The organism is Paraburkholderia phymatum (assembly GCF_038900715.1).
Taxonomy (GTDB): Bacteria; Pseudomonadota; Gammaproteobacteria; order Burkholderiales; family Burkholderiaceae; genus Paraburkholderia; species Paraburkholderia phymatum_A.
Genome location: NZ_JAYMRZ010000010.1, coordinates 207,699 through 227,463, shown reverse-complemented (window position 1 = coordinate 227,463; position 19,765 = coordinate 207,699). Strand labels below are relative to the sequence as shown.

Annotated in this window: 17 protein-coding genes; 1 reads left to right on the top strand and 16 read right to left on the bottom strand. The window is 64.8% G+C overall.

Annotated features, from left to right (window positions below; translation table 11 throughout):
• The first annotated feature begins 149 nt into the window (after positions 1-149).
• The gene (locus VSR68_RS20055; RefSeq protein WP_342941498.1) at positions 150-1,085 is read left to right on the top strand and encodes a LysR family transcriptional regulator; all 936 of its coding nucleotides are present in this window, start codon (positions 150-152) and stop codon (positions 1,083-1,085) included.
• A 112-nt stretch (positions 1,086-1,197) separates the two neighbouring features.
• On the opposite strand, the gene VSR68_RS20050 is transcribed toward VSR68_RS20055, so the two are convergent.
• The 16 genes from VSR68_RS20050 to VSR68_RS19975 form a co-directional block, all read right to left on the bottom strand.
• Complete coding sequence (locus VSR68_RS20050) at positions 1,198-1,629, bottom strand: DUF302 domain-containing protein (RefSeq protein ID WP_342941497.1); 432 nt, start codon at positions 1,627-1,629, stop codon at positions 1,198-1,200.
• A 72-nt stretch (positions 1,630-1,701) separates the two neighbouring features.
• A complete protein-coding gene (locus tag VSR68_RS20045) occupies positions 1,702-2,190 on the bottom strand; it encodes a hypothetical protein (RefSeq protein WP_342941496.1) in 489 nt (162 codons plus the stop codon).
• 540 nt (positions 2,191-2,730) lie between these two features.
• Positions 2,731-4,179, bottom strand: coding sequence for an NAD-dependent succinate-semialdehyde dehydrogenase (locus VSR68_RS20040; RefSeq protein WP_342941495.1), 1,449 nt, complete (start codon positions 4,177-4,179; stop codon positions 2,731-2,733).
• A gap of 204 nt (positions 4,180-4,383) precedes the next feature.
• On the bottom strand, positions 4,384-4,764 hold the full coding sequence (locus tag VSR68_RS20035; protein ID WP_090873191.1) for a PaaI family thioesterase: 381 nt from the start codon (positions 4,762-4,764) through the stop codon (positions 4,384-4,386).
• A 101-nt stretch (positions 4,765-4,865) separates the two neighbouring features.
• Positions 4,866-5,879, bottom strand: coding sequence for a LacI family DNA-binding transcriptional regulator (locus VSR68_RS20030; RefSeq protein ID WP_342941494.1), 1,014 nt, complete (start codon positions 5,877-5,879; stop codon positions 4,866-4,868).
• Between the two features lie 36 nt (positions 5,880-5,915).
• Complete coding sequence (locus VSR68_RS20025) at positions 5,916-7,049, bottom strand: ABC transporter ATP-binding protein (RefSeq protein ID WP_342941493.1); 1,134 nt, start codon at positions 7,047-7,049, stop codon at positions 5,916-5,918.
• A gap of 22 nt (positions 7,050-7,071) precedes the next feature.
• Positions 7,072-7,980 (bottom strand): carbohydrate ABC transporter permease, encoded by a 909-nt coding sequence (locus VSR68_RS20020; protein WP_342941492.1) that lies wholly within the window; start codon positions 7,978-7,980, stop codon positions 7,072-7,074.
• Positions 7,980-8,972 (bottom strand): sugar ABC transporter permease, encoded by a 993-nt coding sequence (locus VSR68_RS20015; RefSeq protein ID WP_342941491.1) that lies wholly within the window; start codon positions 8,970-8,972, stop codon positions 7,980-7,982. The genes VSR68_RS20020 and VSR68_RS20015 overlap by 1 nt, the downstream gene beginning before the upstream one ends.
• A gap of 6 nt (positions 8,973-8,978) precedes the next feature.
• Positions 8,979-10,223 carry an ABC transporter substrate-binding protein gene (locus tag VSR68_RS20010; protein WP_342941490.1) on the bottom strand — a complete coding sequence of 415 codons (1,245 nt, stop codon included), beginning with the start codon at positions 10,221-10,223 and terminating at the stop codon, positions 8,979-8,981.
• A 98-nt stretch (positions 10,224-10,321) separates the two neighbouring features.
• Positions 10,322-11,761 carry a GH1 family beta-glucosidase gene (locus VSR68_RS20005; RefSeq protein ID WP_342941489.1) on the bottom strand — a complete coding sequence of 480 codons (1,440 nt, stop codon included), beginning with the start codon at positions 11,759-11,761 and terminating at the stop codon, positions 10,322-10,324.
• A gap of 322 nt (positions 11,762-12,083) precedes the next feature.
• Entirely contained in the window at positions 12,084-13,151 is a 1,068-nt protein-coding gene (locus VSR68_RS20000) for a hypothetical protein (protein ID WP_342941488.1), read from the bottom strand.
• Positions 13,152-13,390: 239 nt separating this feature from the next.
• A complete protein-coding gene (locus VSR68_RS19995) occupies positions 13,391-13,564 on the bottom strand; it encodes a hypothetical protein (protein WP_342941487.1) in 174 nt (57 codons plus the stop codon).
• 119 nt (positions 13,565-13,683) lie between these two features.
• Positions 13,684-15,510, bottom strand: a complete 1,827-nt coding sequence (locus VSR68_RS19990) for a diguanylate cyclase domain-containing protein (protein WP_342941567.1) — start codon at positions 15,508-15,510, stop codon at positions 13,684-13,686.
• A complete protein-coding gene (locus VSR68_RS19985) occupies positions 15,510-16,616 on the bottom strand; it encodes an ABC transporter substrate-binding protein (protein ID WP_342941486.1) in 1,107 nt (368 codons plus the stop codon). Before VSR68_RS19985 ends, VSR68_RS19990 begins: the two co-directional genes overlap by 1 nt.
• 450 nt (positions 16,617-17,066) lie before the next feature.
• Positions 17,067-18,596, bottom strand: a complete 1,530-nt coding sequence (locus VSR68_RS19980; protein WP_342941485.1) for a HAMP domain-containing sensor histidine kinase — start codon at positions 18,594-18,596, stop codon at positions 17,067-17,069.
• The gene (locus VSR68_RS19975) at positions 18,593-19,324 is read right to left on the bottom strand and encodes a response regulator transcription factor (protein ID WP_342941484.1); all 732 of its coding nucleotides are present in this window, start codon (positions 19,322-19,324) and stop codon (positions 18,593-18,595) included. The genes VSR68_RS19980 and VSR68_RS19975 overlap by 4 nt, the downstream gene beginning before the upstream one ends.
• Positions 19,325-19,765: the final 441 nt, after the last annotated feature.

Sequence of the window (19,765 nt, the reverse complement as noted above, 5' to 3'; positions counted from 1 at the left end):
TATCTGCGTTGATGTTGGCTCGACGGTGCGAGAGGTTGCATGAACCGCGGCCGCACGAACCGGCGCGTCGCAACAGTGTCGCTAAAAGCGCGCCTCATCACAATCAATCGATTTTGGATGATTCGTAAGTTTAGCTTTAGAATCGCCCGATGGCCCTCACACGCGTCACCATACGCCAATTCGAGGCGTTTCTCGCGATTGTCGATCAGAACGGCATTGCCGCGGCTGCGGAACGGCTGGGGCTCACGTCGTCCGCCGTCAGCCAGTTGCTGGCTGAGCTGGAGCGCGAGCTTGGCTTTCGTCTGTTCGACCGCACGACGCGGCGCGTGAGCCTGTCGACGGCGGGCCGCGACTTCCTGTCTTCGGCGGAATCGGTGCTGCGCCACTTGCGCGCCGCCGAGCAGACAGCGAGCGATATCCGCAACCGCGCGGCGGGCATCGTGCGCGTCGGCGCGCCGCTCGTGCTCGCGAGCACGGCGCTGCCCTATGCGATCGCGGGCTACGCGTCGCAGAAGCCGAAGGTCGTCGTGCGCGTGGTGGATACGGATGTCGAGCAGCTGGTGGAGCGCGTCGCCAGCGGCGACGTCGATCTGGCCGTCGGCCCGGATCGCGCAACGGGCGACCGCGTACAGCGCGAAGCGATTTTCCGCAGCCCGTGGGTGCTGTGGTGCGCGGGCGATCATCCGCTTGCGCATCGGCGGCGCTTGCGCTGGCACGATCTGCGCGGCACGCCCATCGTCGCAACGGGCCGCGATCACGAAGCGAGCGTCGCGCAGATGCTGGCCGACCAGCCATCGGATGCGCGGATCGCGCCCTTCGAAGTCGTCGACAACGTGACGACGGCCTTCGGTCTCGCCGCGCAAGGACTTGCCGTCACGCTCGCGCCGGCTTACGTGAAGCCGCTTGCGCAGACGTTCGGCCTCGCGATGCGGCGCGTCGTCGAGCCGGAGACGATCCGCGAAGTGTGCATCTATCGCCCTGTGGACCGTTCATTGTCGCCGTCCGCCGATGGCTTCGCGGAATTTCTCGGCGTCTGCCTCAAAACGTGGGACCGTAAGACCCAGGGCGGGGGTGCGGCGAAATGATCAAGGGCTGCGTTCGATGGGAGCGCAGCGCGTTGTCCTTCGCGTGGTTGCGAACGTCTGGTTGCAAAGTCATGAAGCGCTGCGGCTCGTCGGCCCAGCACGAACGCGTGGCTCAAGCCGGCTCACGCGCAGCCGCCATCTCGATCAGCCCCTTCGCCTTCGCAAAAGAGTCGACGAGCGACGCGTCCAGTCCATAACCGTCGACGAGCGCATCCGTCACGTCGTCGATGGCAAGCCAGGTGGCGCGCGCTTCGTCTTCCCACACGAGCGCCTTCAGCGGCAACAGCAGCGCCGCGCACGGATTCGCCTGCATCACGGGCGTGCCGCCCTTCGGGTTGCCGAACACGATCAGGCGCGTCGGGCGCAACGTCATGCCGACCTGCGCGGCGGCATCCGCCTGATCGATATCGACGAAGATCGTCATGCCCTTGTCGGCAAGCAGGCCGCGCAATCGCGCGACCGTCACGGAAAACCCATGCCCGCTCCTGAACGTCGCAACCGACGCGGGAGCTTTCCCTGCGTAGCTATTCGTAGCCTCAGTCATCGCACACCCCGGTGAGCCCATTCAACGCAGTGTAGCCATTGCATCGCGACAACAGAAGCGCGCAACAAAAGATCAAGCCTGTGTGTGGACTTGAGCCTGGGCCTGTGCGGCGAGCGCGCGGAAATTCTCGGGCGTCGCGAAGCTGCGATACTGCGCCTGCATCTCGGGCGTCAGCAGTTCGATCAGCGTGCCGTTCTCGATCCACAGTTCGATCACGTCGAAGAAGTTGTTGCCGCGCGTGCAGCGCACCGCGCGCCAGCCTTCGCGCTCGCCGATCGCGATCACTTCCTCAACGGAGAGCGGCGTCGCGACGGCCATATGAAAGCCGCTGTATTGCGCGCGTGTGCCCGTTTTCGAAGCGAGCGGCTCCCGTGAGTCGCCGGGCGTGAGCGTCAGATCGCTCGGATAGGTCTCGATGATGGTGCCGCGATCGTCGCCCGCGACCGCCATCCAGGCGCCTTCGAAAGGCGAAAACGGCGCGGCGAAACCGCCCCACAATTCGGCCAGCGTGCGCGCGACGCGCTCGGGGTTGTGCGTGGGAATGGACGCGTGAAAGATCATCGAAGCTCTCCAGTGACTCGTGCAGTGACTCGTATCGAACGACACCCAGGCGCAAGGACGGTCTCGAGATTCGCGCGGCGATTGCACGAGCGCGCGCCTGATGCCGGTGCGTCGTGCGTTTTCGTTTTTGTTTTCACGCGCGCGCCATACGGGCGATGCGGACGATACGGGCGAAGTCGAGGGCTGCTGCATGCGCCTGCCTGCAGCGAACCATTCAGCGATCAGTGAGCAATACGACGAGAACGGGGCCGGCTTGCCGCGTTTGAAAAGACGGCAACGGTATGAGCAATTCGATTCGAACGAGCCGCCGACCCATCGATGCCGCGTGTCTCGACATCGCACAGCACGAGTCGCGGGCACGTTGCATCGATCGCCATGCTAGAAGCGCGGCGCGACGCGACCAATCGGGAGTTTTACCAACGGCTTTCGATTCATCCGACGAACTGCTGTCACGCGTTCGCGGATAGCCGATGGGCGTTCGATGACTGACGATAAACCGCCCGCCGTTGCAGCGGGCGGCATGCGACGTTTGTGCAGACTTTAGACGGCCATTACCGTCACGGCCTTCGTCACGAGATAGGCTTCCATTGCCTCAGGTCCGCCTTCCGAACCGTAGCCCGAGTCCTTCACGCCGCCGAACGGCATTTCCGGCGTCGGCGTGGCGGGCTGGTTGATCCACAGCATGCCGACTTCGAGGTTCTGCGACAGCAGATGCACATTGCGGAACGACTTCGTGTACGCATAGCCTGCAAGGCCATACGGCAGACGGTTCGCTTCGGCGATCGCCTCTTCGAGCTTGTCGAAGCCGCGAATCGCCGCGACCGGGCCGAACGGCTCGTTGTTGAACACATCGGCTTCGAGCGACACGTTCGTCAGCACCGTCGGCGCGAAGAAGTTACCTTCCGAGCCGACGCGCTCGCCGCCCGTCGCGATCGTCGCGCCCGTTGCGCGCGCGTTCTCGACGATGCTCGCCATCGCCGTCATACGGCGCGCGTTCGCGAGCGGCCCGAGTTGCGTGCCTTCGGCAAGACCGTCGCCGATTTTCAGGCCCTCGGCATGCTTGATGAGCGCGGCCGCGAATTCCTCGCGGATGCTGTTGTGCACGAGAAAGCGCGTCGGCGAAATGCAGACCTGGCCGGCGTTGCGGAACTTCGCTGCACCCGCTGCCTTGACGGCGAGCGCGACGTCGGCGTCTTCCGCGACGATCACGGGCGCGTGGCCGCCGAGTTCCATCGTCGCGCGCTTCATGTGCTGGCCGGCCATCGCGGCGAGTTGCTTGCCGACAGGCGTCGAGCCCGTGAACGTAACCTTGCGGATCACGGGATGCGGAATCAGGTAGCTCGAAATCTCAGCCGGGTCGCCGAACACGAGGCCGACGGTGCCGGGAGGCACGCCTGCATCGACGAATGCCTTCAGCAGGCCCGCAGGCGATGCCGGCGTTTCCTCAGGCGCCTTCACGAGGAACGAGCAGCCGCTTGCAAGCGCGGCGCTCAGCTTGCGCACGACCTGGTTGACGGGGAAGTTCCACGGCGTGAACGCGGCGACGGGGCCGATCGGCTCCTTGATCACGAGCGACTGCGCGTTCAGGTTGCGCGACGGCACGATGCGGCCATAGACGCGGCGGCCTTCGTCGGCGAACCACTCGATGATGTCGGCGGCCGACAGCACTTCGATGCGCGCTTCGGCGAACGGCTTGCCCTGCTCCTGCGTCATCAGGCGCGCGATGCTTTCGGCGCGCTCGCGCACGAACGCGGCCGCCTTGCGCATCGTCGTGGCGCGCTCGTTGGCGGGCACCTTGCGCCACGCTTCGAAGCCCTTTTGCGCGGCTTCCAGCGCGCGGTCCAGATCGGCCTTGCCCGCGTGCGCGACCTTGCCGATCGGCTTGCCCGTCGCGGGATTGACGACGTCGAGGGTCTTGCCGCTGGCGGCGTCGCACCACTCGTTGTTGATCAACAGACGGGTATCGGTGTAGCTGCTGGATGTGACCATGCTGTATTCCTGAAAGTGGAAAGACGCCGGGCCGCGAGTGTTGCGCGCGGTCCGGATCGGGCTGCTGGGAACGACGATCTTAGCCGATTGCGCGAATCCTTACCTGCGGGCCGCACGGCCGTCTGCGTGTGAAGGCCCGAAAAAGTTACCGGTCACAACGCGTGGAGCGGCAAGGTTGCATCGTCATCGAAGGGATGGAGCGCGTCAAGCGTACTTGAACACGCCTTGCGCGCTGGCGATCAGCACCTTGTGATCGACCCATGCCTCAGCGCGCGCAAAGAACACCGAGCGGCCGCGCCGTTCGAGAAAGCCCTTGCCGATCACGTTTTCGCCGAGGCCCTTGTCGAGATAGCTGATGGTCAGCGACAGCGTGAAAGCATGGATCGGATCGCCTTCGCTATAGAGGCCCGAGTAGCCCGCCGCCGCATCGAGCAGCGTGGCGATCGCGCCGCCCTGCAGCACGCGCTGACGGTTGAGCGTCGCGGGCCGGATCGGCATCGTGAGTTCGGCGTAGCCGTTCTTCCATTCGGTCAGTTCGACCGACAGCGATTCGAGAAAGGGATTGTCGAGAGTGGGTGGCTGCATCGCGGGCTCCTGGTGAGCCCTCCATGCTAATGCAGCCGCGCGCGCAGCGGGAAAAGGCCCGCGCCTTCACGTGCATGGCCACCGCCGAAGGCGGCATGACATCACACCGCTTTCGGCCGCCCCACCGACGCGCGCGTCGTCACCGTGACAGGAAACTCGCGGAAGATCTCCGACTTCGTGCCATAGCACTGGTTGATCAGCCAGCGCACCGCGTTCTGCGTGAGCTGCGCGGTCGGAATATGCACGGACGTCAACGCCGGCGCGGCATAGACGGCCGAGTAGTCGTCGTCGTAGCCGATCACGGAGACGTCACCGGGCACCGAGATGCCCACTTGATGAAAACGCGCGAGCGCGCTGACGGCCATCATGTCGTTCGCGCAGAAGAGCCCCGTGAACGGCACCTTCGAATCGAGCAGCTGGCACGTCGCCGCATAGCCGCCTTCGGGCGAGAAGTCGGATTCGATCAACGGCACCGTATCGCGCGCGATGCCGTGACGCGCGAGTTCGTCGAAGAATCCGTCGAGCCGCTCGACGTTGTCCGATGCCGTAAAAGGCCCTGAAATCACGGCGATTTGCCGGTGCCCATGTTCGAGCAGCGTCGCCGCCGCCAGTTCGCCGCCGCGCCGATGGTCCGCGCAGAACGACGCATCGGGCAATTGCTCGAACGAACGATTGAGAAAGACCATCTTCGGGTGCATCCGGTGCAGCTCGTCGAGGTCTTCGTCATGCAGGTCGTGGCTGATCACGACGACGCCGTCGCAATCGCGCCCGATCAGAAAATGCACGGCTTCAAGCGCCTGCTCGCGCGGCGACGATTGCCCGCAGCCCGTCGCCACGACCACATGACGATGCACCGCGCGCAGTTCGAGATCGGTCTGCTTGAGGATCGTGCCGTAGTACGAGCCGAAGAACGTCGGCACGAACAGGCCGATGATGCCGAGCTGCTGCGTGGCCATCGCGCGGCCGATCGACGAAGGCCGGAAGTTGAGCTCGGCGATCGCGGCCTTCACGCGAGCGGCTGCTTCGGCCGATACAGGTCCTTTCCCGGAAATGGCGCGCGAGGCCGTCGACAGCCCCACGCCCGCCAGATCCGCGACATCCTTGAGAGTCGCCACGGTATCTCCGTCCGCTTGTGTTGTTGCGCGTGCTGCTCAGAGGCGCGCGCCGCCAGCCTCGTCGAACAGCGATATATGCGCGTCGTCGATCGCAAACGCGATGGAATCGCCCACGGCAACGGGCGTTTTCTCCTGATCAATCGACGCGATCTGCATGCCATGATAATCGAGCCAGACGACGCGGTGGTTGCCCATCGGCTCGATAAGCGACACTTGTCCGCGCTGATCCGAGTCCGCGCCGATCCGCACGCGCACGTCCTCGGGCCGCACGCCGAGCACGCATGGCTGGCCATCCGAGGGCTGCGCGGCGAACGCGTAGCGCGACACGTCGACGTCGAGCTTCGCGCCTGTAAAGCGCACGCTGCCGCCTTGCACCGCGAGCGTGCCGTTGAGCAGGTTCATCGACGGCGAGCCGAGGAAGGTCGCGACGAAGAGATTCGCGGGCCGCGCGTACACCTCGGCGGGCGTGCCGAACTGCTGGATCACGCCGCTCTTCATCACGGCCATGCGCGTGGCGAGCGTCATCGCTTCGACCTGATCGTGCGTCACGTAGATCATCGTCGCGCCCAGGCGCTGATGCAGTTGCTTCAGCTCGCGGCGCAATTCCGTGCGCAGCTTCGCGTCGAGATTCGACAGCGGCTCGTCGAACAGGAACACATCGGCTTCGCGCACGATCGCGCGTCCGATCGCGACGCGCTGCCGCTGCCCGCCCGACAGTTGCGCGGGCTTGCGCTTGAGCAGCGGGCCCAGTTGCAGCATGTCGGACGCGCGCGCGACGCGCCGTTCGATTTCCGCCTTCGGCGTGCCGTTGACGCGCAGCGCGAACGACAGATTGCGCTCGACGCTCATCGTCGGATAGAGCGCATACGACTGGAACACGAGCGCGACGCGCCGGTCTTTCGGATCGGCCCACGTCATGTCCTCGCCGCCGATCTCGATGCTGCCTTCCGTCACGTCGATCAGCCCCGCGATGCTGTGCAGCAACGTCGACTTGCCGCAGCCCGACGGCCCGAGCAGCACGACGAATTCGCCCGCGCGCACGTCGAGATCGAGCGCGTCGATCACCGTGTTCGCGCCAAGCTGGATCTTCAGGTCGCGGACCGCGACGTTGGCCATGTTCGCCGCGCTTGCGATACCCGCTGCCGTATCGGTTGCGATCTCGGTTGCCATCTCGGTTGCCATATCGATCCTCTCAGCCCTTCACTGCGCCCGTCGCGATGCCGCGCACGAACCAGCGGCCCGAAACGAAATACACGGCGAGCGGCACGATCGAAGTCAGAATGGTCGCCGCCATGTTGACGTTGTAGATCTTCTCGCCCGTCGTCGTGTTGATGATGTTGTTCAGCTGCACCGTCATCGGCAGGTTCTTCGTGCCCGCGAACACGAGGCCGAGCAGGTAGTCGTTCCAGATGTTCGTCACCTGCAGGATCATCGCGACCACGATGATGGGCAGCGACATCGGCAGCATCAGCTGGAAGAAAATGCGCCAGAAGCCGCCGCCGTCGATGCGCGCGGCCTTGAACAGTTCCAGCGGAATGCCCGCGTAGTAGTTGCGGAACAGCAGCGTCATCACGGGCATGCCGAAGATCGTATGGACGATCACGATGCCCGGCAGCGAGCTGAACAGATGCACGCTCGCGAGCACGCGCACCATCGGATAGATCATCACCTGATACGGAATGAACGCGCCCAGCAGCAACACGCCGAAGAAAAGCCCCGCGCCGCGCGGACGCCAGAACGACAGCGCATAGCCGTTGATCGCGCCGATCACGATCGAGAACACCGTGCTCGGCACGACGATGCGCACCGAGTTCCAGAAGCCGACGCGAATGCCGTTGCAATCGAGCCCCGTGCACGCCGACTGCCATGCATCGCCCCACGGTTGCAGCGTGAAGTGCATCGGCAGCGCGAGCAGATTACCAAGGCGTATCTCGCTCATCGGCTTCACCGACGTCACGAGCATCACGTAAAGCGGCAACAGGAAGAAGAGCGCGGCGACGATCAGAAAGCCGTACACGCCCAGACGCGCGGGCGAAAAGCGCTTTCTGCGCGCATGACGGCGGCGCTGTGAATCGAAAGAGGATGGAAGCGTCGCGCTCATCACACCTCCTTGCGCAATGAAGCGCGGCTGCGCGCGTACAGGAACGGCGCAAGAATCGCGAGCACCGTTGCGAGCAACACGATCGACGCCGCCGACGCGAGGCCGATGTTCGCGCGCCCGAACAGATAGTCCATGATGAACTTCGCGGGCACTTCGCTCGCGGTGCCGGGACCGCCTTGCGTCATCGCGACGACGGCGTCGAACAGCTTCACCACGGCGACGAACAGCAGCACGAAAGCCGTCGATATCGACGGGCCGAGCATCGGTATCACGATGCTCGCGTAGACGCGCCAGCGCGGAATGCCGTCGATGCGCGCGGCCTTCCACAACTCGTCGTCGATGCCGCGCAGCCCCGCGAGCATCACGGCCATCACGAGCCCCGACGCCTGCCACACGGTCGCGATCACGATCGTATAGATCACCCAGTCCTGATCGACGATCCAGTCGAAGCGCGCATGCGTGAAGCCGAGCTTGTGCAGCAGCGACTGCGCGCCGAGTTCGGGGTTGAGTATCCATTGCCATACGAGGCCCGTCGCGACGAACGACATCGCATACGGATACAGGAACACTGTGCGCAGCACGCCCTCCGCCATCACGCGCTGATCGATGAAAATCGCGAGCAGCGTGCCGATCACGAGGCACGCGACGATGAAGCACACGCCATAGATCGCGATGTGCTGCAACGACACGAGCCACCGGTCGTTATGAAAGAGCCGCGCGTATTGCGTGAAGCCGGCGAAGTCGCTCGACGGGAACGTGTGCGAGTTGCTGAGCGACACGCGCGCGGTCCACAGCATCGTGCCGAGATACGCGAAGACGACCGTCAGCATCATCGGGATCAGCGCGATCCACGCGGCGAGCGGCCAGCGCTTGCGCAACGGCCGCGCGCGCGTTCTCGCGACGGGCTCGTCCTTCGTGCCTTTGGCGTCTTTCGCGCCTGTCGCGCCGTTAGCGGCGATCTCGGACAACGCGTGCGACTTGAGCGTCCCCATCGCGCGTCAGCCTTTCAGTGCGCTCGCAAAGGCCTTTTGCGCATCGTCGACCGACTGGTTCTTGTTCCAGAAGTTCGTGATGACGTCCGTCAACGCGCCCTGCAAGTCGGGCGACACGAGCATTTCCGGATTCGGCAATTGACGCGACTTGTCCTTCATGATCGCGATGCCCTCCTTCGCGCACACGTCGAGCTGGTTCACGTCGACGTCGGGCCTAATCGGAATCGAGCCCTTCTTCGCACTGAACGCAACCTGCGCCTGAGGCGACGTCATCACGGTCGCGAGCAGGTTCTGCGCCTTGATCGAATTCGCGTTGTCCGTCTTCGGGAACACGAACACGTCGCCTGCCACAAGATACGGCGAGTGCGGACCGAAGCCCGGGAAGCAGCCGAAGTCCTTGCCCGGCGACTGCTTCGCCGCCGAGAACTCGCCCTTCGCCCAGTCGCCCATGATCTGCACGCCCGCCTTGCCGGAGATCACGAGCGCCGTCGCGTCGTTCCAGTTGCGGCCCGGCGAGCCCGCATCGACATAGTCGTGCAGCTTCTTGAACGACGCGAGCACCTTCCTGAACGCATCGGAGTTGACGGCCTTCGCATCGCGGTCGCGATACACCTTCAGATAGAGATCGGGCCCGCCGACATCGGCGAACACGGCGTCGAACGTGATCTTCTCCTGCCACGGCTGGCCGCCGAGCGCGAGCGGTATCACGCCCGCTTTCTTCAGCCTGTCGAGATCGGCGAGAAATTCATCGAAGTTCTTCGGGTCGCCGGCGATGCCCGCCTTCGCGAACACCGGCTTCGAATAGAAGAACCACGCGGGCATGTGGATGTCGACGGGCGCCGCGTAGTAGTGACCGTTGACCTTGATGCTGTCGAGTATCGATTGCGGAAAAATGGCCGCCCAGTTCTCTTTAGCGGCGACGGCATCGACGTTGTTGAGCAGGCCCTGATCGATCAGGTCATGAAACTGCTTCGACGTGTTGAACTGCGCAGCCGTGGGCGGATCGCCGCCGACAATGCGGTTGATCGCCGTCGCGCGCGCCTGGTCCGCGCCCGCCACCGCGTTGTCGACCCATTGGCCGCCCGCCTGGTTGTACGCGTCGGCGAACTGCCGGATGGCCGCCGACTCGCCGCCCGACGTCCACCAGTGGATGACATTGGCCTTCAGCGGCTCGGCGTGCGCGACCACGCCCGCGATGGCCAGAGCGAGCGCGACAGCGCTTTTCAACCCCCACTGCTTCGTGCTGTTCATTCCGTCTCCTTCGGGCTCGAGGTCCGATTTATCGGGTCGACTGCGAACCAGGCAGCTTGACGCGGCCATGTGTCATTCTTTTGGATTAACTCTTTGCGTCAGTTCTTCTTGCTGCGCTCCTCGATGAACTTCGCGATCAGCTCGCCGCTGCGCTTGACCGTGCGCTGCTGCGTCGCGTAATCGACATGCACGACGCCGAAACGCCGCTCGTAGCCGAACGCCCATTCGAAGTTGTCCAGCAGCGACCACACGAAGTAGCCGCGAATATCGACGCCCTGCTTGACGGCCTGATCGACGGCGGCCAGATGCCGCCTGAGGAACGCGATGCGCTGCGTGTCCTCGACGCGGCCGTCCCGCACCTTGTCGTCCAAAGCCATGCCGTTTTCAGTGATGTAAATGGGCGGCAGGTTCGGATACGCGCGATCGAAGCCCGTCAGCAGATCGCGCAGTCCGTCCGGATGCACCTCCCAGCCCATCTGCGTGCGTTCGACATCGGGCAGCGGCACGTCGACGAAGCCGCGCGCGCCGTCGCTCTTCACGTTGGTGCGGAAATAATAGTTGATGCCGAGGAAATCGAGCGGCGTCGCGATGCTTTGCAGGTCGCCTTCGAGCACGAGCGGTTCGGCGCCGGGCCACAACGCCCACAGATCCGCCGGATATTCGCCCTTGAGCAGCGGGTCCAGAATCCACGCGTTGTGCTGCACTTCGTACAGATGCGCGGCGCGCTGGTCCGCTTCGCTCGCCGACGCCGGCGTGCCGCGCCCGACGTTCGCGACGATGCCCTTCATCGATGCGGGATCGTTCGCGCGCAGCGCCTGCATGCCGTGACCATGCGCGAGCAGCAGATGATGCATCGCCTGTGTCGCGTATCGCACGTTCGCGCGGCCCGGCGCGTGATGACCGTTCCCATAGCCGAGCAACGCCGAGCACAACGGCTCGTTGAGCGTCATCCACGCATCGACGTGGCCCGACAGTTCGCGGCTCATCAGGTCCGCGTAATCGGCGAAGCGATAGACGGTCTCGCGGTTGAGCCAGCCGCCGCGATCCTCCAGATGCTGCGGCAAATCCCAGTGATAAAGCGTGACGAAGGTCTGCAAGCCCTTGTCCTTGAGCCGGTCGAGCAGACGCTTGTAGAAGCCGATGCCCTTTGCGTTGGGACGGCCCGCTTCGTCCATCACGCGCGGCCATGCGATCGACAGCCGGTACGCCTCGAAGTTGAGCCGCGTGAGCAGATCGAAATCGCTTTCCCACCGATGATAGTGATCGCAGGCCACGGCGCCCGTGTCGCCCGCGAGCACCTTGCCGGGCGTCGCCGAAAAGGTGTCCCAGATCGACGGCAGACGGCCGTCCTCGTCGACGGCGCCTTCGATCTGATACGAAGCCGTCGCCGCGCCGAGCAGGAAATCCTTGCGCCACAGCACGGAATCGGGCGGCGGCGTGAAGGGATCGTTGAGAGAGCCGCTGCGGGAGCTTGTGTTCGCGTCCCGATGCGTATCGCGCTGGTCGCGGTTGCGGGATGCCACTGCGTCGTATGCCACGGAACCTCCTCTCGCTGGACAGGTTGGATTCGTCGCCTGGACTGGTCGACTGGGCCCTGCGGAAGCATTGCGTGGAAGCGCTTCCACATATGACCAGCGCACGATAGCAGCGGCGCTTTCAGCGCAGCAATCAGGGTTTGTCTGGAGCGTGCCACGGCTCTCGCGAAGCGCCATGCAAGGGACATGGCGCGCGAATCGCGGATGTCCGCGAAGCCTCCAAAGAAGAGACAAGCACACGCGGACAGCCACAAAACGACGAACGGCGCATGTCGCGCCGTTCGTCGTTTGAGCAATCGCTCCGAAGCAGATGTTCAGGTGTTCGTCATGCCCAGTGAGCGGGCACCCATACGCGGCCGACCCAGTGCCCAGGAATCCACACGGCGACACGCGGCTTCGGCGCGACGTAGACGACATGCGGCGCGGGCGGCGGCACAGCCACGACGACGTGCGGTGCAGGCGGCGGAACCACGACGGGCGCGGGCGCGACCACGACAGCCGGCGGAGGCGGCGCGACGACGACAGGCGCGGGAGCCGGAACGGGAGCCGCGACGACCACCGTCGACGTCGGCGGCGGCACGACCACCGGAGGCGGCACGACGACAGCCGCGCCGACCGTGGTCGTGGTGCCCGTCACCACCGTCGTTCCGCCCGTCGTGACGGTGCCGCCATGCACGACCGTGCCGCTCGTCGTCACCGTGTTGCCGTGCGTGCCCGTCGCGCTGCCCGATGTGACGACGACGCCGGGTGCGACGCTCGTCGCGCTGCCCGAATGCGTGACCGTTCCGCCGTTGCTGCCCGTCACGGTGCCCGAGCGCGAGCAGGTCCAGCCGCCGCAATTCGTCGACGCTGAGTGGTTATAGGTGTTGCCGTTGCCGCCCGTCACTGTGCCCGACGATGTGTACTGGCCCGGTGCCGTGCGCGTCACGTCGCCGGATGTCGAGGCCGTTCTGCCGTCCGAGCCCGTCATCGAGCCCGTGTGCGAGCAGTTGCCGTTCGCGCAACTGGTGTCGCCGGAGTGCTGGACCGAGCGTCCGTTGGGACCGTAGGCCGTGCCCGTGTTCGAGAACTGGCCGGGCGCCGTCCGCGTGACGCTGCCCGAGTTGCTCGCGATGCCGCCATAAGGGCCCATCGCGCCGCCTGCATGGTTGCAGGTGCCGCCGCCACACGACGCCGCATGCGCGCCGCTATACGTGCCGTGCGACGTGTACGCCGTGCCGTGGCCGTACCATCCCGCCCACGCCGGCACGCTGACGAGCGATGCGCTTGCGCCGACCACGGCGGCCGCCGCTGCGAACGCGATGCGCCGCGACACGCCGCGCGCCGTCGTCGCGGACGACGAGCGCTTCAGCAGATCGGAAAATGAGGAGAAGAATTGCGAGCGGATTTTCACGGCGGTGTCCTTCACGGTTCGGGCCACTTCGCAGATGCAGCGTGGCGACGGATCAAACTGTAGAAGAACCTGAGCGCCAAGTCAGTTCAAAAACTATGTCGGGAAATGTCATGGCGGCGTGCAAAAGCTGCCCGCGCGCGGTGGCCGTCGCGACCGCCGTGACATGAGTGGAACTGCGCGCGTCGGCGCATGAAAAAGCGTGCAAAAAGCCTTTAAAAAGGCGGTGAAAACTTTGGAGACTATGGCGATCGATCGCGGCCGCGCGCGCGGGTCGCACCCGTGGCGACGCCGATGCCCAGCAGGATCACGGCGACGATCGCCACGTAATGCTGCGCGACGTGCATGGTGATGAGAGCCCACGAGACGCCGCCAATGAAAATCAGCCAGCCGATCAGATAAATGACCAGGGTCATCCGGGTTCTCCTTTTCGCTTCGACACGCAGGCGTTTCCGCAAGAAGCGTGCCGCCAGGCGGCGCGGAGATCCATCGATTTACGTCGCGCAAACGTGCGAACGTGCAAAGGCGCAAAGGCTCAGACGATCACGTCGGCTCCGTCGGCGGCGCGCTCGGCCCTGGCGGGCTCGCCCCGGCCAGAAGGCATGTCGCGGCCGGCTCGCGCGCGCTGTAGCGCGAGCACTTCCTGATACGCGATCCATGCGCCCGAGCCGCCCGATTTCGCCGCATACATCGCGGCGTCCGCGTTGAGCAGCAGGGCTTCGGCGGAATCGCCGTCCGCCGGAAACTGGCTGATGCCGATGCTCGCGCCGACGGCCATCTGCCGGTCGCCGACCATCACTTCCTCGTCGAGCGTGCGCACGATGCGCGCGGCGATAGCGGGCGCCGCATCGGCCGAGCGCGCGCCCTTCACGAGCACGATGAACTCGTCGCCGCCCAGTCGCGCGACCATATCGCCGCTATACAGCACATGCTGCAAACGCCGCGCGACGATCGCGAGCACGTCGTCGCCGACCGAGTGGCCGTATTGATCGTTGATCTGCTTGAAGCGGTTCAGATCGATGAACAGCACGGCGAGCCGCTCGCCGTTCGCCCTCGCCTCGTCGATCGCTGCCTGCAGCTTCTGCATGAACAGCATCCGGTTCGGCAAGCCCGTGAGTCCGTCGTGACTCGCGAGATGCGTCAGCTCGTGCTGCTTGCTGTGCAGCTCGTCCATCTGCAAGTGGATTTCGCGCCGCATCCGGTCGAAGCAGCGCGCGAGCACACCGATTTCGTCGGTGCGCTTGAGCGGCAGCGCAACCATCGCGTGCTCGGAGAAGAAGTGGGTCGCCGCGTCCGCGAGCAGATGCAGCGGACGCGTCAGCGCGCGCGCAAAGAGAATCGCGAGCAGGATCGCGAATGCGCTGAAGATCAGCACCATGCGCACGATGCTGTCGCCGAGCATGTTCGCGCCCGTCAGCACGTCGTGCAGCGGCTTCGCCAATCCGAGCACGATGAAGCGGTTGCCCTGCGATTCGCCGAACGGCCGGCGCACGAATGCGTACACGTGCCCATGCGCGTCTTTCGGCTGCGACAGCCCGTTCATCAGCACGGGCTGGACAGACTGGCCGAAAAGCGGTTTCGTCGACGCAAAGCTGTCCTGCATGAAGACGCGCCGGCCCTTGTCGAAGCCGAAGGTCTGCGACGGATCGGGATGCACGAGGAAATCGCCCCACTCGTTCGCGAGATAGACCTGATAGTCGGCGGGCAGATCGGCCTGCGAGAGCCGCAGCAGGCTAGCCAGATCGACGTCGATGACGACCGCGCCGACCACGTCGCCATGCGGATCGGCGACGGGCGTGCCGACCCGCAGCGTCGGCTTGCCCTCCGCCGCGTGCGCGCCGTGCTCGTGATTGACGGCGATCGGCGAGATGTAGATGCGCCCCGGCGTCAGCGCGAGCGTATCGAACACATACGCGAACTGGCCTTTTTCCTGTAGCGCGCTTTCCTGCACGCGCACGGTGCCGCGCGCTTCGCGGTCGATGCGGATCAGCTCCAGTCCGTAGTGATTGCGCGCGATGAGGCGCACTTGCAGATACTCGGGATGCTGCGCGATGAAGCTCGTGAACACTTGCGCGAGCCGGTCGCGCATCGGGTTGTCCGGCGACGTGCCGTCGTCGTTGAGCGCGACAGCCGCCGCGGACGGCATCGTCGACAGCACCAGCGCATCGGCGGCGATGTCGCTGATGGCCACCGTGAAGCGCTGGCCGAGCAGTTCCGTCGACGTGAGCAGGCTGCGCTCGGCTTCGCGCACGAGCATCGTGCGGTTCGCCTGATACGCGTAGAAGCCCGTCGTGCCCGACGCGAGCACGCCGATTAGCGCGAGCAGCACCGAGAGCTTGAACGTGAGGCCCTGGCGCATGATCAGAAACGCTCCGGGCGGTCGCCCGATACGATGCGGCTCCACAGCGCCTCGCGCTTCTGGATGTCCTCGACGGGCTCGATCCAGATGATGTGGCTCTTGCCCGTGCTTTCGGGCGGCTCGGTGAGCGTGTTCGCGAGTCCCTGGCGCTGCGTCAGCAACTGGCTGACGCCCGGTTCGAGCATGTAGTTGATCCACGCGAGCGCGAGCGGCCGGTTCGCGGCCGCGTTCGTCATCGACCAGCAGTCGAGCCATGCGAGCACGCCTTCGTCGGGAATCACATAGCCGACGTCGGCGCCCGCGCGGCGCAGCAGCTCGACCTGCTGCGTGCCGTAATTGCCGAACATCAGCGCGGCCTTGTGCTGGACGAAATAGGCGGCGGCTTCCTCGGGCAGGTTGTAGTAGGTGAGCAGGTTGCGCCGCAGATCGACCAGCTTGCGCGTGATCGTCTGGATCTGCGCGCCGTTCAGCTGGAACGGATTCGAATAGCCGAGCGCGAGCGCCGTGAACGAGAAATTATGCTGCGCGCTGTTGTAGTCGAGCACCTTGCCGCGATAGCGCGGGTTCCACAATTCGTTCATCGAATGCGGCGCGACGCTCACCTGCTTGCGGTCGTAGATGAGGCCCATTGTCGAATACGTGAACGGAATCGCGTAGACGTTGCCTTGATTCGTCAGTCCTTCAATCGAAGAGAGCGCGCGAAAGCGCGGCAACTGACGGCTCGTGTTCGGCAAGTGCGCGAGGTCCAGCGGCGCGAGCAGATGCTCATGCGCGTAGCGCTGGATTTCGGCCGTATTCGCCGCGAGCACGTCGAATTGCGGCTGCGTGCCCTGATGCATCTTGTCCCAGAGCGCTTCGTCGGAATCGACGAGCGTGACTTCGACTCTCGCGTGATAGCGGTCTTCGAAGGTTTTGACGACGTCGGCATCGGCATAGCCCGGCCATGCGAGCACGCGCAACACGTTTTCGCCGGCGCTCGCGTGCGCGATCAGCAGAAAGCCGAAAACGAAAAGGATGACTGAGTCAACGAAATGCCTTCGATGCGCGTCGGTGCATGCGATGCCGGAAGGCCCGCTTCGCCGGAAGACACATGAGTAGCACCACCGCATTTCGTTTTCCTTTTTTGCGATCTGTGTTCGATGCACTCCGAACCACGCTTCAACCGGCTTTCGTCCGACGCGGTCCCACGCGATGCGCTCGTTGCCGATGTTGCAACGGCTGGCGCGGGCGAGGATACGCGGTGTCGCGTCGCTTGCGAATCGCGCGTGACGAAATCTTCAGGCGAAGGAACAGCAGTCTAGCTGGAATCGCGCGCGCCAGAAATAAGAGTTGTCAGCGTGTACACGCTGATAACGGCGCAAGCGAGCGCATCTTTAACCCGTCGTTAACGAGTAGAGCGCTCCATCTTTTCAACCATCATTTCAGAAAATTTTAGCGGCGCGATATTTCGCGAGTGTTTTAAACCCGCGTTTATTTTCGTCGATCGTTTTCGCGCCTTTGCCGGCACTGTGCGTAATACGCGTAACTCCTGCCATGCATGCGTTGCGCTCGCGCAGCGCTCACTGCGCGGATACGGCCACGCGTGCGCCCTTCTGCGCAGCGCCCGCCGGATTCAGCTCGAAGCAGAACGCCGTCCCTGCCCCTTCGCGCTCGACGAGCCGTATCTGGCTGTCGTTCAGTTGCAGCATGCGCTGGACGATCAGCAGGCCGAGTCCGCCGCGATGCGCGCCGCCCGACGTGAACGGCCGCTGGAACAGACCCGCGCGCACGTCGGCGGGAATGCCGGGGCCCGTGTCGCTCACTGTCACCGACACCTTGCCGTCGCGCAGCACGAGATCGACATCGACGGCGCCGTCATCGGGCGTGTGACGGATCGCGTTGTCGAGCAGATTGGTCAGCACGCGCTCGATCATGCCGAGGTCCGCCGTCACGTTCGGCAGACGCGGCGCGATGCCCGCGCGCAAGCGGATGCGCCGCGCCTCCGCCGATAGCTCGAACTTCTGGAACACGTCCTGCACCAGATCGACGAGCGAGAAGTCCTCCAGCGCGAGCTGCACGTTGCCGTGCTCGAGACGCGCAAGCTCGAATAGCGACTGCGCGAGCTTGCCGACCTTCACGCTCTGCGCCAGCGCGATCGCGAGATAACGTTTGCGCTCCGTGTCGCTGAGCGAATCCGCTTTCATCGACAGCGTTTCGAGGTAGCCGTGCAGCGAAGTGAGCGGCGTGCGCAGATCGTGAGAAATGTTCGCAACGAGTTCGCGCCGCTCCTGGTCCTGCTTCGTCAGCGCGCGCCATTGCTGTCCGATGCGCTCGGCCATCTGCGCAAACGTCGATTCGAGCGCGGCGATTTCGTCGCGCGAGCGGGACGGCGCGGCGCGCGCAGCCGCACCACCCGACGCGGGAACGGTTGGCTGCGCATCCGGCTCGCCGTTCGCGTCGAACTTGCGCATCGCGTCCGTCAGCCGCCGCAGCGGCCGCGTGATCAGCCCGAACGCCACCACGCCCGCGACGAGGCCGAGCAGCGCGACGACGCCCATCGACCACAACGTCGTGCGCAACACCGAGCTTGCCCTGAAGCGCGCCGCAAGCTCGTCGTGCGCTTCGCCTTGCAGCACGACGTAGATGTAGCCGGGCGGCCGGCTGTCCGCATGCGGCAGCAGCGCCGCGCTGAACACCTTGTGGCCGTCGACGCTGCGCGGATCGTCGCCGAGTATCGGCAGCGGGTCGCCCGCGACGAACTTGCGCACGGGCGCGACATCGACCTGCATCCGCTTCAGATGACCGGCGGGCGCGTCGTCGCCTTCGATATGGCCGTCCTGATCGAGCAGATACACTTCGACGCTCGGATTGACTACCATCAGCTGCCCGAAGACCTGCCGCAGCGCGTCCTTGCGCGCCGCGCCGCCGCTGTCGCCGGAGAGGGCCGGATTGCGCGCGATGTGGGAGGCGAGATCGCGCGACAGGCTCTGTATCACTTCCTTTTCGTGCAGATCGCTGGAGCGGATCTGCAGCCACGCCGACGCGCCGCAGCACGCGAGCAGCAAGACGGAAAACACCAGCGACAGCCGCTGCGTCAACGACAGGTTCACGGCGCTTCTCCTTCGCGCGCGGCGGGATCGGCGACGAACTTGTAGCCGCGCCCCCATACCGTCAGGATGCGGGTCGGCTCGGCGGGATCCGCCTCGATCTTCGCGCGCAGCCGGTTGATGTGCGTGTTCACCGTGTGCTCGTAGCCCTCGTGCTGATAGCCCCATACGGCGTTGAGCAGGTCCATCCGCGAGAACACCTTGCCGGGACGGCTCGCGAAAAAATACAGCAGATCGAACTCGCGCGGCGTCAGCTCGATCCGCTTGCCGTCGATGCTCGCCTCGCGCGTGAGCGGATCGACGAACAGGCCCGCGAGATTCAGGCTGCCCGAGTCTATGCGCGCGTCCTTCGCCATCGCATCGGCGCGCCGCAGCAGCGCCTTCACGCGCGCGACCAGTTCGAGCACGGAGAACGGCTTCGCGAGGTAGTCGTCGGCGCCCAGTTCTAGGCCGAGTATCCGGTGCACCTCGCTCGAACGCGCGCTCGTGATGATGATCGGCGTATAGCGCGCCATCGCGCGGGCACGCCGGCAAATCTCCAGACCGTCGACGCCCGGCAGCATCAGGTCGAGGATCAGCGCGTCCCAGTTGCCCTGTTCCAGCAGCCGCAGGCCTTCGTTGCCGTCGGCGCTATGGACGACTTCATAGCGCTCGTCCCGGAGATGCAGGCTCAGCACATTCGCTATATCGACATCGTCTTCGACGATCAGTACGCGCTTCGGGTGGTCCATCGGCTTGCTTGAATTTGGGGGAAAGGCCGGATTAAACGCTGCGGCGCAACGTTTACAGGTTAGGGTCTGTTTGCATATGAAACGTGCATGCGTTGCCCCGTAAAGGGCCGCTCGCAAGGACTGCAACGCAGCGAATACTGGACGTATTCGCAAGGAGCGTGACGCAGCGAGCGGCCCTTTACGGGGCAACCCCTGACTTTCGAATTCATTCCAGGGGAACGCCCGAAACCGGCCGCATGGCGGCGTCGCGCGTCGCTTGTTTGGCTCGGCCAAACGGCGCTCCTTGCTCCTTGCCCTGCGGCCGGTTTCGGGCGTTCGCATGTACGTTTCATATGCAAACAGACCCTAGCCATTGTGCAGAATTTTCGGCCGCCGAGTTATCACAATTAATTTAAGTTTCCGTGAGGACCCCGATACCACGGCGGACTTACGCTACGGCCA